Source organism: Amycolatopsis heterodermiae (genome assembly GCF_034929455.1).
Taxonomy (GTDB): domain Bacteria; phylum Actinomycetota; class Actinomycetes; order Mycobacteriales; family Pseudonocardiaceae; genus Amycolatopsis; species Amycolatopsis heterodermiae.
Genome location: NZ_JAYFSI010000002.1, coordinates 264,162 through 279,462 on the forward strand (window position 1 = coordinate 264,162; position 15,301 = coordinate 279,462).

General features: G+C 72.2%; 14 protein-coding genes. All 14 read left to right on the plus strand.

Features of this window, described 5'->3' with window-relative positions:
- Positions 1–36: 36 nt before the first annotated feature.
- A complete protein-coding gene (locus VA596_RS12005) occupies positions 37–1,272 on the plus strand; it encodes a metal-dependent hydrolase family protein (RefSeq protein WP_323326241.1) in 1,236 nt (411 codons plus the stop codon).
- A gap of 41 nt (positions 1,273–1,313) precedes the next feature.
- Positions 1,314–2,543: an MFS transporter gene (locus tag VA596_RS12010; protein WP_323326243.1), complete on the plus strand. Its 1,230-nt coding sequence runs from the start codon at positions 1,314–1,316 to the stop codon at positions 2,541–2,543.
- 150 nt (positions 2,544–2,693) lie between these two features.
- Positions 2,694–2,915, plus strand: a complete 222-nt coding sequence (locus VA596_RS12015; protein ID WP_323326245.1) for an MbtH family protein — start codon at positions 2,694–2,696, stop codon at positions 2,913–2,915.
- Positions 2,915–3,982, plus strand: a complete 1,068-nt coding sequence (locus VA596_RS12020; protein ID WP_323326247.1) for an LLM class flavin-dependent oxidoreductase — start codon at positions 2,915–2,917, stop codon at positions 3,980–3,982. The genes VA596_RS12015 and VA596_RS12020 overlap by 1 nt, the downstream gene beginning before the upstream one ends.
- An 18-nt stretch (positions 3,983–4,000) precedes the next feature.
- On the plus strand, positions 4,001–4,555 hold the full coding sequence (locus VA596_RS12025) for a flavin reductase family protein (protein ID WP_323326249.1): 555 nt from the start codon (positions 4,001–4,003) through the stop codon (positions 4,553–4,555).
- Positions 4,556–4,563: 8 nt separating this feature from the next.
- Positions 4,564–6,252 (plus strand): (2,3-dihydroxybenzoyl)adenylate synthase, encoded by a 1,689-nt coding sequence (locus VA596_RS12030; RefSeq protein WP_323326251.1) that lies wholly within the window; start codon positions 4,564–4,566, stop codon positions 6,250–6,252.
- Positions 6,249–7,487 carry a DegT/DnrJ/EryC1/StrS family aminotransferase gene (locus VA596_RS12035; RefSeq protein WP_323326253.1) on the plus strand — a complete coding sequence of 413 codons (1,239 nt, stop codon included), beginning with the start codon at positions 6,249–6,251 and terminating at the stop codon, positions 7,485–7,487. The genes VA596_RS12030 and VA596_RS12035 overlap by 4 nt, the downstream gene beginning before the upstream one ends.
- Before the next feature lie 32 nt (positions 7,488–7,519).
- Positions 7,520–8,587 carry an LLM class flavin-dependent oxidoreductase gene (locus VA596_RS12040; RefSeq protein ID WP_323326254.1) on the plus strand — a complete coding sequence of 356 codons (1,068 nt, stop codon included), beginning with the start codon at positions 7,520–7,522 and terminating at the stop codon, positions 8,585–8,587.
- Positions 8,588–8,604: 17 nt separating this feature from the next.
- The gene (locus VA596_RS12045; RefSeq protein WP_323326255.1) at positions 8,605–8,790 is read left to right on the plus strand and encodes a tautomerase family protein; all 186 of its coding nucleotides are present in this window, start codon (positions 8,605–8,607) and stop codon (positions 8,788–8,790) included.
- Positions 8,783–9,946 carry an N-methyl-L-tryptophan oxidase gene (gene solA, locus VA596_RS12050; RefSeq protein ID WP_323326257.1) on the plus strand — a complete coding sequence of 388 codons (1,164 nt, stop codon included), beginning with the start codon at positions 8,783–8,785 and terminating at the stop codon, positions 9,944–9,946. The genes VA596_RS12045 and solA overlap by 8 nt, the downstream gene beginning before the upstream one ends.
- Positions 9,947–9,953: 7 nt before the next feature.
- Positions 9,954–11,639, plus strand: a complete 1,686-nt coding sequence (locus tag VA596_RS12055) for a condensation domain-containing protein (RefSeq protein ID WP_323326259.1) — start codon at positions 9,954–9,956, stop codon at positions 11,637–11,639.
- 5 nt (positions 11,640–11,644) lie between these two features.
- Positions 11,645–13,120, plus strand: a complete 1,476-nt coding sequence (locus tag VA596_RS12060; protein ID WP_323326261.1) for an amidohydrolase family protein — start codon at positions 11,645–11,647, stop codon at positions 13,118–13,120.
- Positions 13,121–13,139: 19 nt separating this feature from the next.
- Entirely contained in the window at positions 13,140–13,985 is an 846-nt protein-coding gene (locus VA596_RS12065) for a GNAT family N-acetyltransferase (RefSeq protein WP_323326263.1), read from the plus strand.
- Positions 13,982–15,088: an o-succinylbenzoate synthase gene (gene menC / locus VA596_RS12070; RefSeq protein ID WP_323326265.1), complete on the plus strand. Its 1,107-nt coding sequence runs from the start codon at positions 13,982–13,984 to the stop codon at positions 15,086–15,088. Before VA596_RS12065 ends, menC begins: the two co-directional genes overlap by 4 nt.
- The last annotated feature ends 213 nt before the right edge of the window (positions 15,089–15,301 follow it).

The window sequence follows — 15,301 nt, forward strand, 5'->3', positions numbered from 1 at the left end:
CCGGCGGCCGGCTCGCGGAAAACCTGGGGGAAAACGATGTCGGTGACAACCCTGTTCCGCAACGCGGCGGTGCTGGACGCCGAACGCGGTGCACTGGACGTCGACCGGGCCGTGCTGGTGGTCGGCGACCGGATCGCCGAGGTCGGCACGGTGGCCGAGGTGCGGCCGTCGGGCCCCGACCGGGTGCTCGACCTGCGCGGTCGCACGCTGATGCCGGGCCTGATCGACTCGCACGTGCACGTCTACGTGCAGAGCATGGACCTGTCCCAGGTGGAGTCGTGGCTGCCGTCGTACCTCGTGCCGAAGGCGGCCAAGGCACTGGGCGAGATGCTGCGGCGCGGGTTCACCACCGTGCGCGACGTCGGTGGCGCGGACTTCGCGCTCGCCCAGTCGATCGAGGAGGGGCTGGTCGCCGGGCCGCGGCTGGTCCACGGCGGGCCGGCCCTGTCGCAGACCGGCGGGCACGGCGACTTCCGGTCGCGGGGCGAGTTCGGCACCCACGGGTGCCTGCGGTGCCCCACCATCTTCCGGCTCGCCGACGGCCCGGACGAGGTGCGCCGGGTCGTCCGCGACGTGTTGCGCGGCGGGGCGCACCACATCAAGCTCATGCTGTCCGGCGGGGTGCTTTCGCCGACCGACAGCATCTCCTCGGTCCAGTACACCGGCGAGGAGATCGCCGTGGCGGTGCGCGAGGCGGGCGCGGCCGGGAAGTACGTCACCGGGCACACCTTCCTCGCCGACGCCATCAACTCCGCGCTGCGCCAAGGCGTCCGGTGCATCGAGCACGGCAACTTCATCGACGACGCCTCGGTGGACCTGTTCACCGAGCACGACGCGTTCCTGGTCCCGACCCTGGCCATCGTGCGGGCCATCACCGAGCTCGGGCCGGCCATGGGCCTCACCGCGGACGTGCTCGCCAAGAGCGCGGAGGTCTTCGACGCCGGGATGACGGCGCTGGAGCGCGCGCACCGCGGCGGCGTGAACCTCGTCTACGGCACCGATCTCCTGGGTGAGCTCCAGACGCGCCAGCTCGAGGAGCTGACGCTGCGCGCGGAGGTCCAGCCCCCGGCCGACCTCGTCCGCTCGGCGACCACCACCCCCGCCCGCCTGCTCGGCATGGCCGGCGAAATCGGCGTCGTCGCACCGGGGGCGTACGCCGATCTCCTCGTTGTCGACGGCGATCCGCTGGCCGGCATCTCCGTGCTCACCGCACCCGAACGGCATCTGAACCTCGTCATGAAGGCCGGAACCGTCTACTACGACACCATGTGAAGGCGCAGCGGCGCCGGGTCGGTGTCTCGAAGGATGCAACGATGCCACCAACTGTCCGGAAGACCGTCTTCTTGTTGTTCGCCGCTTACGCCGTCGACCTGATCGACCGGCTCGCGATCGGCAACGCCCTGCCGCAGATCGGCAGCGACCTCCACCTCGACCACGCGCAGCGCGGGCTGGCGGTGTCGGTGTTCTTCGTGGCCTACGCACTGGTGCAGATCCCCGGCGGGCTGCTCGCGGACCGGTTCGGGGCGGTCCGGATGTGCGTCTTCGCGATGCTCGCGTGGTCGGTGTGCACCGGGTTGACCGCGCTGGCCTGGTCCTTCGCCGCGCTGCTCGCGATCCGGGCGGCGTTCGGCGTCATGCAGGGCATGTTCCCGGCCGCGTCGGTCAAGGCGCTGTCCGAGCGCAGCCTGCCGGAGCAGCGGAACACCGCCAACGGCTGGGTCAACGCGTCGAGCTCGTTCGCCATCCTCGGCGCCGGGCTGCTCGCGGCGGCGATGCTGCCCGTCATCGGGTGGCGCGGGATGTTCTTGGCCGTCTCCGGCCTCGGCGTCCTGGTGGCCCTCGCCTGGAAGTGGTGGCTGCCGCCCGCGCTGCCGGAGCCGGCGGAGGCGGAGTTCGGCCCGATGCCCTCGAGGTGGGCGATCGTCCGGTCGCCCGCGATCATCGGCTGCGCCACGCTTTCGTTCGGGTTCAACCTGCTGGCGTGGGGCGTCACGACGTGGGTGCCGAGCTACCTGACCGAGGAACGCGGGGTGCCGGTCGGGACCGCGGCCCTGCTGATGACCGTGCCGATGGTGCTGGGCGCGGGCACGATCATCCTGGGTGGCCGGCTGGCCGACCGCCTCGGCGGGCGGCCGCGGGTGATCGTGGTGCCCGCCATGGTCGTCGTCGGCGGGCTCGAGCTCCTGCTGCCGACGGCCGGGTCGGTCACGGTGTTCATGGTCGTGCTGACGTTGCTGTACACGACGCTCGGGCTGTGCCTGACGTCCTCGTTCTCGGTTCCGTTGCGCGCCCTGCCCACCCGGTGGCTCGGGCTCGTGGCGGGCCTGGTGATGTCGGGGAGCCAGCTGGCGGGCATGGTCGCCCCGTACGCGTTCGGCTTCGTCGTCGACCACGTTTCCTACGGCGCCGGGTTCGCCATGCTGGCGGCCGGCCCGGTGATCGCCATTGTCGCCTCGATTCTGGTGCCGCAGAACGCCGAAGCATTCCGGTCGGCGATGCGCCGCCGAATTGTGGGAACCTTGACTGCCCCCAGCGGGGCGTGACAGGATCGGTGATATCGAAGCAGCACAGTTCATTGAATTTCTTTCACTGTGCGACTGGGGTGGCGAACCGCGACAGTTCGCGAAGTTCGCCGAATCTTCTGATCAGCGCAATGGGTGCGCAGCGATTTCTATTGCGGGAGTTGCATAGTCATGAGTGGCAATCCGTTCGACGACGAGAACGGCCGGTTCTACGTCCTGACCAACAACGAGGGCCAGCACTCGTTGTGGCCCGTGTTCGTGCCGGTGCCGAGCGGCTGGCAGGTCGTGTTCGGCGAGCAGAGCCACGCCGAGTGCGTGGCGTACGTGGAGGAGAACTGGACGGACATGCGGCCCGAGAGCCTGCGGCTGGCGATGGAGGGCGGTCGGCGCTGATGGAATTCGGACTGTTCTACTTCGCCAACGCGGAGGAGCACCGGCAGGGGTACGAACTCCTGCTGGAGGGGGCGCGGTTCGCCGACCGGAACGGGTTTTCGGCGGTGTGGACACCCGAGCGGCACTTCCACGAGTTCGGCGGCATCTACCCGAACCCGGCGGTGACCGGCGCGGCGATCGCGGCGGTGACCGAGCACGTCGCGATCCGGGCCGGCAGTGTGGTCGCGCCGCTGCACAACCCGATCCGGATCGCCGAAGAGTGGTCGGTGGTCGACAACCTTTCCGGTGGGCGCACGGGAATCGCGTTCGCCTCCGGCTGGCACGCGGGGGACTTCGTCTTCAGCCCCGGCCGGTACCACGACCGCCGCGCCGACAACGTCGCCGCCCTCGAGCAGGTGCGCCGGTTGTGGCGCGGCGAGTCCGTGACGGTGCCCGACGGCGTCGGCAACCCGGTCGAGATCCGGACCCTGCCACGGCCGGTGCAGGCCGAACTGCCGGTCTGGCTGACCACGAGCGGCAGCATCGAGTCGTTCGGGTCCGCCGGCCGGCTCGGGGCGAACGTCCTGACGCACCTGCTGGGCCAGGAGCTCGCGGACATCGAGCAGAAGGTCAAGGCGTACCACGCCGCCTGGCACGAGGCCGGGCACCCCGGGCGTGGGCACGTCAGCCTGATGATCCACACCTACCTCGGCACCGACCGGGCCGCGGTTAAGGACGTCGTGCGCGAGCCGTTCAGCCAGTACCTGCTGAGCTCGTTCGACCTGATCGCGCGCGCGGTCGGGCGCACCGGCTCGACGGAGACGGCCGGCGACATCGCCGCGCTGACCGACGCGGACCGCAGGTTCCTCATCGACGCCGCGTTCGACCGGTACTTCCGCACCAACGGCCTGTTCGGCAGCGTCGAAGACGGGGTGGAGATCTGCGGCGGCCTGCAGGACGCGGGTGTCGACGAGCTCGCGTGCCTCATCGACTTCGGCGTCGACAGCAAGCTGGTCCTCGACGGACTCGACCGGCTCGGCGAACTCCGCGAGGCGTGGGCGCAGAAGGTACCCGCAGCGGCGAACTGAACTGCCTGGGGGGGAAACGTGAAGTCACAACCGGGGGCGGTCGACGCGGGGTCGGCAGCCGAGGATTTCCGCCTGGCCATGCGGTTCCACGCGGCCGGCGTCGCGATCGTCACGGTGACCTCCGGCCGGGGGACCGCCGGTTTCACGGTCAGCTCGCTGGCGTCGCTGTCCCTGCGACCACCGGCCGTTTCGTTCAACATCGCTCATCGCTCCTCGAGCATGCCGGTGCTGCAGGCGTCGGACACCGCGGTGATCCACCTGCTGTCGGCCGGGCAGGAGGAGCTGGCGCGCCGCTTCTCCGGTCCGGCGGACGAGCGCTTCGCCGACCGGTCGCTCTGGCGCCGGTCGGCCGGCAGCGTACCGGTGCTGCACGACGTCCCGGTCCGCTTCCACGTCCGGCTGGTGGACCGGATCCCGATCGGTGACCACAGTGTCGTGGTCTGCGCCGTCGAGCAGGTCTTCGCGGACCACGCGGACCTGCCGGCGTCCCGCCCGCTCGTGTACCGCGACGGGTGTTATCAGGAGGTCTCGCCGCTGGTGCGGCAGAACCCCGGCTCGAACCGAACTCTGTGAGGAAGTGCATGGACAGCAAGGAGAACCGGGCGACCGCTGGTACGCCCGCCTGGCCGGACCGGCTCGCGGCGGAGTACACCGCCGCGGGGCACTGGCGGGGGAAGACGTGGGGAACGTTGCTGTGGGAGTGGGCCGACGAGCGCGGTGACGACACCGCCGTGGTCGACGGCGCGGTCAGCTTGACCTACCTCGAGCTGGCCGTGCAGGCCGACGCCCTCGCCGAGAAGCTGCTCGGGACCGGGCTGGCGGCCGGCGACCGGATCGTCGTGCAGCTGCCGAACTGCTGGCAGTTCGTGGTCCTGTTCTTCGCCTGTGCGCGGGCCGGTGTGGTGCCGATCATGACGCTGATGCCGCACCGGGACCACGAGCTGGTGCACATCGCCCGCCACGGCGGCGCGACGGCGCTGGCCACGCCGTCGACGTGGCGCGGGTACGAGCACGAGCAGCTGGCGCACCGGGTCGCCGAAGCGGTGCCTGCGGTGCGCACGCTCCTCGTCGTCCAGGAGGACGGCTCGGCGGGGAGCCGGCCGGACGGCTGCCTCGACCTGACGGCGATGTGCACCCCGGAGGGGGACGCCGACGAGCGCCGGAAGCAGCTGGACGAAAGCGCGGTCGGCAGCCGCGACGTCGTCACCTTCCTGCTTTCCGGTGGCACCACGGGTTTGCCGAAGCTCATCGGGCGCACCCACGACGACTACGAGTACAACGCCCGGCGCAGCGCGGAGGTCTGCGGGTTCACCGCCAAGACCGTGTACCTCGCCACGATGTCGGCGTCGCACAACTTCTCGCTCGCCTGTCCTGGGCTGCTCGGCACCTTCGTCGCGGGCGGGACCGCGGTCCTGGTGCCCACCCCGAGCCCGGCCAACGCTTTCGCCGCGATCGAGCGGGAACGCGTCACCGTGACGGCGCTGGCGCCGTCGGTGGCGAAGCACTGGATGGACACGCTCGCCGCCGATCCCGGCCGGTTCGACCTGAGCAGCCTGGAAACACTGCAGATCGGTTCGGCGCGCCTGGCGACGGAGCTGGCCAAGCGGGTGCAGCCGATCTTCGGCTGCCGGCTGCAGCAGGTGTACGGGATGGCCGAGGGCCTGCTCTGCTACACCCGGCTCGACGATCCCGACGAGGTGGTGGACGGGACCCAGGGCCGTCCGATGAGCCCGGCCGACGAGATCCGGGTGGTCGACACGAACGGGAACCCCGTGCCGCCGGGAGAAATGGGACTGCTGGAGACCCGCGGCCCGTACACGATCCGGGGGTACCACAACGCCCGCGAGGTGAACGCGCAGTCGTTCACGCCGGACGGCTGGTTCCGTACCGGCGACATCGTGCGGGTGCACGAGTCGGGGAACCTGATGGTCGAAGGGCGGTCGCGGGACATCATCAACCGGGCGGGCGAGAAGATCTCGGCGGAGGAGGTGGAGAACCACCTGTACCTGCTGGCCGCGGTGCAGCACGCGGCGGTGATCGCCGTCCCGGACGAGCGGACCGGCGAACGGATCTGCGCCTGCGTGGTCCTGCATCCCGGGACCGGGCTGGACCTGTCCGACGTCCGCGCGATCTTCGCCGAAATCGGCGTCGCGCAGTACAAGATCCCCGCGCAGCTGGAGATCATGGACGCGCTGCCGCTGACCCCGGCGCGGAAGATCGACAAGAAGACGCTGCGCGAGCGGTTCTCCGAACAGGTGAAGGCGGGATGACGATGCCGGGCTACATCGTGCCCGCGGCACGCAGGGGAAGCATTCTCGGCGGCGAAGAACTGGCCGCGCTCGCCGAGCTGATCGACTCGGGCGAGATCCTTTCGCAGGGGCGCCACCGGCAGCTGTTCGAGCAGCGGTTCCGCGACCGGATCGGCTCGCGGTACGCCTTCTCGGTGACCAGCGGGACGGTTGCGCTCGAGCTGGCGACCCACCTGCTCGGCCTGAGCCGGGGCGACGAGGTCGTCGTCACCCCGCAGACCTACCGCGCGATGGCCCAGCCGCTGCTCGACCTCGACGTGAACGTCCGGTTCTGCGACGTCGACCCGGACACGCTGAACATGGACCCCGAAGCGCTGCGGTCGATGATCAGCGAGCGGACGCGCGCGGTGATCGTGGTGCACTACGGCGGGGCGCCGGCCGACATGCGGGAGATCGTCCGGATCGCGCACGACCACGGCAGTCTGGTGCTCGAGGACTGCGCGCACGCGCTGGGCGCGAGCTACCACGGCGAGCACCCCGGCGCGCTGGCCGACATCGGGTGCTTCAGCTTTCACTCGCTCAAGAACATCACGACGCTCGGCGAAGGCGGCATGATCACCTTCGCGCGGGACGACTGGGCCGAGCGGCTGAACCAGATCCGGTCCAACCGGGTCGACGGTTCGGTCCGGCCGAGCTGGGAGTACAGCCTGCCCGGCGGTTCGCTGCTGCCGTGGATGCGGGACGCCGACGACGTCTACACCTCGGACTACCTCCGCATCCTGCGGGCCGGCACGAACGCGACCCTGTCGGAGCCCGCGGCGGTGGTCGGGAGTGTCCAGCTGGACCGGCTCGACGAGCTGGTGAAGCGGCGCCGGATGATCGCGGCGAGCCTGGACGAGGTGATCGGCCTGAGCTCGGCGGCCCGGCCGCAGAGCCTTTCGGTGGACACCGAACACGCCTGCCACCTGTACACGTTCATGGTGGCCGACGGCGCGGAGGCCCGGGAACGCCTGGTCCGCTCGCTCGACCGCCAGGGGGTGCAGATCGAGCTCCGCTACTTCCCGCTGCACCTGCTGCCCGAGTGGCGGTGGCGCGGGCACGGGCCGGGCGAGTGCCCGGTCGCCGAGCGGTCCTGGTTCGGCGCCCAGGTCAACCTGCCCTGTTACCCCGGACTGAGCGACGCGCAGGTCGAGCACATGACGCAGGCGCTCGCCACCGCCCTCGCCGAGACAGCCGGCGCCCTGACGTCCCGCTGACCCGGCTCCCACCATTTTTTCGAGAGGTTGTCGTGGAATTCGGAATCAACTTCTTCCCCGTCGTCGACCCGGCGAGCAAAGGGCCGGCCCAGTACTACGAGGAAAGCCTTCGCCTCGTCGAAGCCGCCGAGGCCAACGGCTTCGCCCACGTCCAGACGGTCGAGCACTACTGCTCGCCCTACGGCGGCTACAGCCCGGACCCGGTGCTCTTCCTGACCGCCGCGGCCATGCGCACCACCAGGATCCGCCTGATCACCGGGGCGGTGATCGCGGCGTTCGAGCACCCGGTGAAGATCGCGTCCCGGCTCGCCGTGCTGGACAACCTGTCCCACGGCCGCCTGGACGTCGGGTTCGGCCGCGGGTTCCTGCCGCGCGAGTTCGAGATGTTCGGGTTCTCGATGGACGAAAGCCGGGCGCGGTTCCAGGAAGGCGTCGAGGCGTGCCGCCGGCTGTGGAGCGAGACCGACGTGGTCTGGGACGGCAAGTTCCACAGCTTCGGCCCGGTCACCCTGCAGCCACGCCCGTACACGACACCGCACCCGCGCATCTACGTCGCTTCGGCGTCCACACCGGACTCGTGCGCCGCGGCCGGCCGTGACGGTTACGGCGTGCAGGTCGTCCCGTCGGTCGTGTCGCGGGAACGGCTGCAGGAGATGGTGCGGCGCTACCGCGACGCGTGGGCCGAGGCCGGGCATGCGGAACCGGCGCCTCGGGTGCAGATCAAGTACACCTGCTACGTCGCGGACGACCGCGAAACGGCGATGACCGTGGCGGACACCTGGGAGCGCAACTACATCACGATGATGGCGCGGGAGGTGGCCGCGCTGGCGGAGGTCAGGAGCGCCGACTACCCGGGGTACGAGACCTTCGCCGACAAGGTGAAGAAGTACAGCCTGGGCAAGGCCCTGGCGGACAACAAGGTGCTCGTCGGTACCCCCGCCGAGGTGGCGGCCCAGCTGGCGGCCATCGAGCGGTGGTTCGGCCCGGACCTCTGCGTCAGCCTGCAGTTCAACCCCGGTGCGATGCCGGAGGCGCAGTCCCGGCGGTCGTTCGACCTGTTCGTGCGGGACGTCATGCCGAAGTTCGCCGAGACCGCCTGAACCGCCCGGGAGCGACGATGCCCTACATCACCGTCAAGATCTACGAGCACCGGCTCGACGAGGACACCGAGCCGGCTTTGATCGAACGCCTCACCGACGCCGTGGTCGCGGTGTACGGGGAGGAGATCCGGCGCTCGACCTGGATCACGCTGGAGCCGGTTCCGCCGCACCGCTGGGGAATCGGCGGTCGTCAGGGTGGCTGACGACAGCAGGGACGTCGAAGTCGTCGTCGTCGGGCTCGGGGTCATCGGCGCCGCGACGCTGTGGCGGCTGGCCGCCCGCGGTGTCGACGTGGTCGGCGTGGAGCAGTTCTCGATCGGTCACCCGTGGGGGTCCTCGCACGGCTCGACCCGGATGTTCCGGACGACCTGCCTCGAACACCCGGGACTCGTCCCGCTGGCGCGGCTGTCCCGCCGGTTGTGGCGGGAGCTCGAGGAAGGTGCGGGCCAGCCGCTGCTGGACGAAACGGGCGGGCTGCTGATCGGACCGCCCGGCTGCCACCTGGTCGCCGGCACGCTGGAGGCCGCGCGGGTCCACGACGTGGCGGTCGAAGTGCTGGACGCGCCGACCGTCGCCGACCGCTTCCCGGAGCACCACGGCGTGCCGGGCGACCACATCGCCGTCCTCGATCCCACCGCCGGCCTGCTCCGCGCGGAGGACGCCGTCCGCGCCGCCGCCGGCGCGGCCGAGCGGGCCGGCGCCGAAGTGCGGACCGGCGCCCCGGTCACCGGGATCGAGCTGGTCGACGGGGGTGCGATCGTCACGGCGGGCACCACGACGATCCGCGCCCGGCAGGTCGTCGTGACGGCCGGCCCGTGGTTGCCGCAGCTCCTTCCGGACTTGCCGCTGACGGTGGTGCGGACGCCGATGACGTGGTTCCGGCCCGCGGCCGGGTCCGGCCGGTTCGGCGTCACGGAGTTTCCCGTCTTCCTCCGTGACCTGGGCGGTGGGGGCATCGTGTACGGCCACGGTGCGGTGGCCGGCGGACTCGTCAAGTTCGCCCTCGAGTACGACGACGACGCCGCGGTGTTCCGGGAAACGTCGGCCGGTGACTGCGACCGGAGGATCGCGGAGCAGGACTGGAAGCGGATCGAAGCCGTCGCCCGCTGGGCGGCGCCGGGACTGGCGATCGAGCCCGCCGAGACGACCGTGTGCATGTACACGCTGACCCCCGATCGCCAGTTCCTCGTCGGCCGGCCGCACGGGGACCCGCGGCTGGTCGTCGGCGGCGGGGACAGCGGGCACGCGTTCAAGCACGCACCCGGCCTGGGGGAGGTGCTCGCGGACACCGTCCTCGGCCGGCCGCCGGCGGTCGCCCTGGACTTCGCCGATCCCGATCGATTCGACCGAGCGCGCTGAGGCTGGCATGACCGACGAAAACCACTGGAACATCGAGGACGTCCTGCCGGTGACCCCGCAGGCCCTCGCGGAGCTGTACGGCCAGGTCCTCGGGCTCGGCGACGTCGGGACCGACGACAGCTTCTACGACCTGGGCGGCGACGACGGGTCGACGATCCGGCTGGTCCGGCGGGCCCGGGCGGCGGGTGTGCTGCTCAAGCCGAAGGACGTCTACGAGCACGAGACCCCGGCGGCGCTGGCGCCGGTCGCCCGGCAGGGCGGGGCGTCGCCGGACCCGCTCGACGACGTCGGCGTGGGGGCGGTCGCCGTCACCCCGATCATCGAGGCGTTCCGCGCCCACGGCGGGCTGGTCGACCGGTTCTTCCAGGCCATGCTGATCGCCACCCCGGCCGGCCTGGACACCGGCGGGGTGACCCGGCTGCTGCAGGCGGTGGTCGACCACCACGACGTGCTCCGCCTGCGGGTGGCCGCCGGCGAGGACGGGTTGTCGCTGACCGTGCGGCCGGCCGGAGCCGTTCCCGTGCAGCGGTTCCTCAAGCGCGTCGACTGCCGCGAGCTGTCCGGCGAGCGGCTCCGGACCACGGTCGTGACCGAGTACGAAGCGGCCGGTGACCGGCTCGGGTTCGCGGCGGACTCGCTGCTGCAGCTCGTCTGGTTCGACCACGGGCCGGACCGGGCCGGGACGCTGCTGGTGGTGATCCACCACGTGGCGGTCGACGGGGTGTCGTGGCGGATCCTGCTGCAGGACCTCGCGGCGGGCTGGGCCGCCATCAGCGCCGGGAAGCCGATCGGGCTGGCGGCCACCGGGACCTCGTTCCGGCGCTGGTCGATGCTGCTGGCCGCGGCGGCCCACGCCCCGGCGCGGACGGCGGAACTGCCGGTGTGGCAAGGGATCCTGGCCCCGGCCGAACCGCTGGTGTGCGCCGGTCTCGACCCGGGGAAGGACGTCTACGCCACCGCCGTCAAGGTGTCGCGGCGGCTGCAGGTGGACCGGACGGTGCCGCTGCTGGGGACGGTGCCGTCGGCGTTCGGCGCCGGGATCCAGGACATCCTGCTGGCCGCGTTCGGCTTCGCGGCGGCGCGGTGGGCCCACCTGCGCGGCCGGCCGGACGGCCCCGTCGTGGTCGACGTCGAAGGGCACGGGCGGGACGAGTCCGTCGCGCCCGGGGTCGACCTGTCCCGCACGCTCGGCTGGTTCACCAGCATGTACCCGGTCCGCCTCGACCCCGGGGTGGTGGCGTGGGACGACCTGCTCGCCGGCGGAGCCGAGACGCGCAACGGCGTCGAGCGGATCAAGGAGCAGGTGCGCGCGGTCCCCGGCGGCCTCGGGTTCGGGCTGCTGCGGCACCTCAACGTGCGGACCCGCGCGCAGCTGGGAACCGCGGTCCGGCCGGACATCGGGTTCAACTACCTCGGCCGGGTGTCCTCCACCACCGGCCACAGCCCGTGGACCCCGCGGCCGGGGCCCGGCGAAGGGGGTGGTTTCCTCGGCGGTGGCCAGGCCGACATGCCGCTGTTCCACGTGCTCGACCTGAACGCGATCACCTACGACACGGCCGACGGCCCGCAGCTCGTGGCGAACTGGACGTTCGCCGGCGGGCACCTGACCGAGGCCGAGGTCGGCGAGCTGGCGGATCTGTGGTTCGCCGCGCTGCGGGCGATCGCGGCCGGCGCCGGGTCCGGCCGCGGGTGAGCGGCGTGCGGACCCTCCTGCGCGGCGGCCGCGTGATCGACCCGGCCGGCGGTTTCGACGGTGTCGCCGACGTCCTGGTGACCGGCGACGAGATCACCGCGGTCGGCCCGGGGCTGACGCCGGCGCCGGGGACCACGGTTGTCGACGTCACCGGCCTGGTGGTCGGGCCGGGGTTCGTGGACCTGCACAGCCACGCGCAGTCGATCGCCGGGCTGCGGCTGCAGGCGATGGACGGGGTCACCACGGCCCTCGAGCTGGAGGCCGGGCTGATGCCGCTGGCGCGGGCCCACGCCGAGGCGGCCGCGGCCGGGCGGCCGGTGAACTACGGCTTTTCCGCTTCGTGGGGCGCGGCCCGGGCCCGGGTGCTCACCGGGACCGAGCCGGACGCGTGCGTCCAGACCACCATGGCGGTGCTGGGCGACCCGCGGTGGCAGCGGTCCTCGTCACCACCGGAGCTCGCCGCCTGGCTGTCCCTTTTGGACGGTGAGCTGGCCGACGGGGCGCTGGGCATCGGCGTGCTGATGGGGTACGCGCCGTACTCGGCGCCGGCGGAGTTCCTCGCCGTCGCCCGGCTCGCCGCGCACGCCGGCGTGCCGGTCTACACGCACGTGCGCGAGCTGGCCGAGGTCGATCCGGCCACCCCGGTCGACGGGTCGGTTGAGATCACGCTGGCCGCGGCCGAAACGGGAGCGGCCATGCACCACTGCCACGTCAACAGCACGTCCGGGCGCCACCTCGAGCGGGTGCTGGCCACGCTGGACCGGTCGCGGCGGGAAGGGTCGCGGGTGACCGTGGAGGCGTACCCGTACGGCGCGGGCAGCACGGCGGTCGGGGCCGCGTTCATCGACCCGGACCGGCTGCGGATGAAGGGACTCGGCCCGAGCAGCGTCGTGATGCTCGAATCCGGTGAACGCGTCGCGGACGAGGCCCGCCTGCGCGATCTGCGGCGCGCCGACCCGGGTGCGGCGTGCGTGCTGGAGTTCCTCGACGAGCGGGTCGCCGCCGACCGGGCGCTGCTGCACGCGTCGCTGGCCTTCCCGGACGCCGTCGTTGCCAGTGACGCCATGCCGGTGACCTGGCCCGACGGCACGCGGGAGAGCACGCGGTGGCCGCTGCCGCCCGGCGGGTCGACCCACCCCCGCACCGCGGGCACGTTCGCCCGCGCGCTGCGGCTGATGGTGCGCGAGACCGGCGCCTGGACGTGGCTGGAGGCGTTCCGCCGCTGTTCCCACCTGCCCGCGCGGGTGCTCGGCGACGTCGCTCCGGCGGCGCGGCGCAAGGGACGGCTCGACGCCGGTGCGGACGCCGACCTGGTGGTCCTCGACCCCGCCACGATCACCGACTCGGCCACCTACCCCGATCCCACCCGGCCGTCGGCCGGCGTGCGGCACCTGTTCGTCGCCGGGGTCCCCGTGGTCGCGGACGGCGAGCTGCGCCCGGACGCGCTGCCCGGGCGGGCACTGCGCGGTGAACCGCGATGACGGCGGAGAGGAAGGTCCGATGACCGGAACCACGGCGAACGCGCCGGAGCTGGTGGCCGGCGAGGCCGCCGCCGCGGCCGGGGTGGTGGTCCGCGAGCTGGCCGACGTGGCCGACCTGGCCGTCGTGTGCGAGCTCTTCCAGGCGATCTGGCGGACCGCGCCCGGGAGCCCGCTGGTGACCGTCGAGCTGCTGAAGGCCATGGTCACCGCCGGGAACCACGTGGCCGGGGCGTTCGACGGCGACCGGCTGCTCGGCGGCTGCCTCGCGTTCTTCGGCGACCCGGCCGAGGGCGGCCTGCACAGCCACATCGCCGGGGTCGCCCGCGCCGGGCACGGCCGGGGCGTCGGGTTCGCCCTCAAGCTGCACCAGCGCGCGTGGGCGCTGCGCCGCGGCGTCACCCGGGTCTCCTGGACGTTCGACCCGCTGGTGCGCCGCAACGCCCACTTCAACCTGACCAAGCTCGCCGCCCGCCCCGCGTCCTACCTGACCAACTTCTACGGCCCGATGGGCGACGCCATCAACGGCTCCGGTGACACGGACCGGCTGATGGTCGGCTGGGACCTCGCCAGCCCGCCGGTCGACGCGGCGGTGCGCGGGCTTCCGCCGCGGGTGGACGGCACGGCCGGCGCGCCCGCCTTGTCCATCGACGCGGACGGGCGTCCGGCGCGTGGCCCGGCCGACGCCGCGGTCGTGCTGGTCGCGGTGCCGGCGGACATCGAGGCGGTGCGGGCGAACGACCCCGGGCTGGGCCGGGCCTGGCGGATCGCGCTGCGCGAGGTGCTGCACGGCCTGATGGCGGACGGCGCCCGGGTCGTCGGGTTCGACCGGGCCGGCCACTACGTGGTTTCGAGGGAGCGATCGTGAAGCTCGCCGGGGTGGAGCTGCTGCGCGTGCGGATGCCTTTGGTGGCGCCGTTCCGGACGTCGTTCGGCTCGCAGGACGTGCGGGACCTGGTGCTGGTGCGGGTGGTGACGCCGGCCGCCGAGGGCTGGGGCGAGTGCGGCGCGATGGCCGCGCCGGTGTACTCCCCGGAGTACGTCGACGGTGCCGAGCACGTGCTGCGGACGTACCTGGTCCCGGCGCTCCTGGCGGCGGGCGAGCTCACCGCGAACAAGGTCGGGCCGCTGCTGGCGGGGGTCAAGGGGCACCGGATGGCCAAGAGCGCGCTGGAGATGGCCGTCCTGGACGCCGAGCTGCGGGCGCACGAGACGTCGTTCGCCACCGCTTTGGGCTCGACGAAGGACGTGGTGCCGTGCGGGGTTTCCGTCGGGATCGCGGACTCCCTCCCGCAGCTGCTCGACGAGGTCGGCGGTTACCTCGCGGACGGGTACCGGCGGATCAAGCTGAAGATCGAGCCCGGCTGGGACGTCGAGCCGGTGCGCGCGGTCCGCGAGCGCTTCGGGGACATCCTGCTCCAGGTCGACGCCAACACCGCGTACACGCTCTCGGACGTGCCGCAGCTGCAACGGCTCGATCCCTTCGAGCTGCTGCTGATCGAACAGCCGCTGGACGAGGAGGACGTCCTCGGCCACGCCGAGCTGGCCCGGCACCTGCGCACCCCGATCTGCCTGGACGAGTCGGTGGTGTCGGCGCGCTCGGCGGCCGACGCGATCCGGCTGGGCGCGTGCCGGATCGTGAACATCAAGCCGAGCCGCGTCGGCGGTTACCTGGAAGCGCGGCGGGTGCACGACGTGTGCGTCGCGCACGGAATCCCGGTGTGGTGCGGCGGCATGCTCGAGTCCGGTATCGGCCGCGCCGCCAACGTCGCACTCGCGTCCTTGCCCGGCTTCACCCTGCCCGGCGACACGTCCGCGTCCGGCCGGTTCTACCGGACCGACATCACCGAGCCGTTCGTGCTCGACGACGGGTGCCTGCCGGTGCCGGCCGGACCGGGCCTCGGGGTCGCGCCGATCCCCGAGCTGCTGGCCGAGGTTACCCGCGACCGGACCTGGCTGGGCGCTCCCTAGCCGTGCACCGTCACCGGGCACCGCGAACGACAACCGCGCCGGTTCCGGCAGCTACAGCTGGATGGCGTGCCGGGTACACCTCGTCCGTGCTGAAGCCGGTGTCACCGAGTGTGCGCACAGCCGTTTGCCGCGTTTGTGCAGGCTGCGGCGAGAGACCTGCACTTCTGTGGACCCTTGTTTCCCGGTTTCTTCTTCCGTATTGCCACCGACATG

Coding starts and splice junctions, on each gene's coding strand:
- VA596_RS12005 (WP_323326241.1), top strand. CDS start 37: ATGTCGGTGACAACCCTGTTCCGCAACGCGGCGGTGCTGGACGCCGAA.
- VA596_RS12010 (WP_323326243.1), top strand. CDS start 1,314: ATGCCACCAACTGTCCGGAAGACCGTCTTCTTGTTGTTCGCCGCTTAC.
- VA596_RS12015 (WP_323326245.1), top strand. CDS start 2,694: ATGAGTGGCAATCCGTTCGACGACGAGAACGGCCGGTTCTACGTCCTG.
- VA596_RS12020 (WP_323326247.1), top strand. CDS start 2,915: ATGGAATTCGGACTGTTCTACTTCGCCAACGCGGAGGAGCACCGGCAG.
- VA596_RS12030 (WP_323326251.1), top strand. CDS start 4,564: ATGGACAGCAAGGAGAACCGGGCGACCGCTGGTACGCCCGCCTGGCCG.
- VA596_RS12035 (WP_323326253.1), top strand. CDS start 6,249: ATGACGATGCCGGGCTACATCGTGCCCGCGGCACGCAGGGGAAGCATT.
- VA596_RS12045 (WP_323326255.1), top strand. CDS start 8,605: ATGCCCTACATCACCGTCAAGATCTACGAGCACCGGCTCGACGAGGAC.
- VA596_RS12055 (WP_323326259.1), top strand. CDS start 9,954: ATGACCGACGAAAACCACTGGAACATCGAGGACGTCCTGCCGGTGACC.
- VA596_RS12065 (WP_323326263.1), top strand. CDS start 13,140: ATGACCGGAACCACGGCGAACGCGCCGGAGCTGGTGGCCGGCGAGGCC.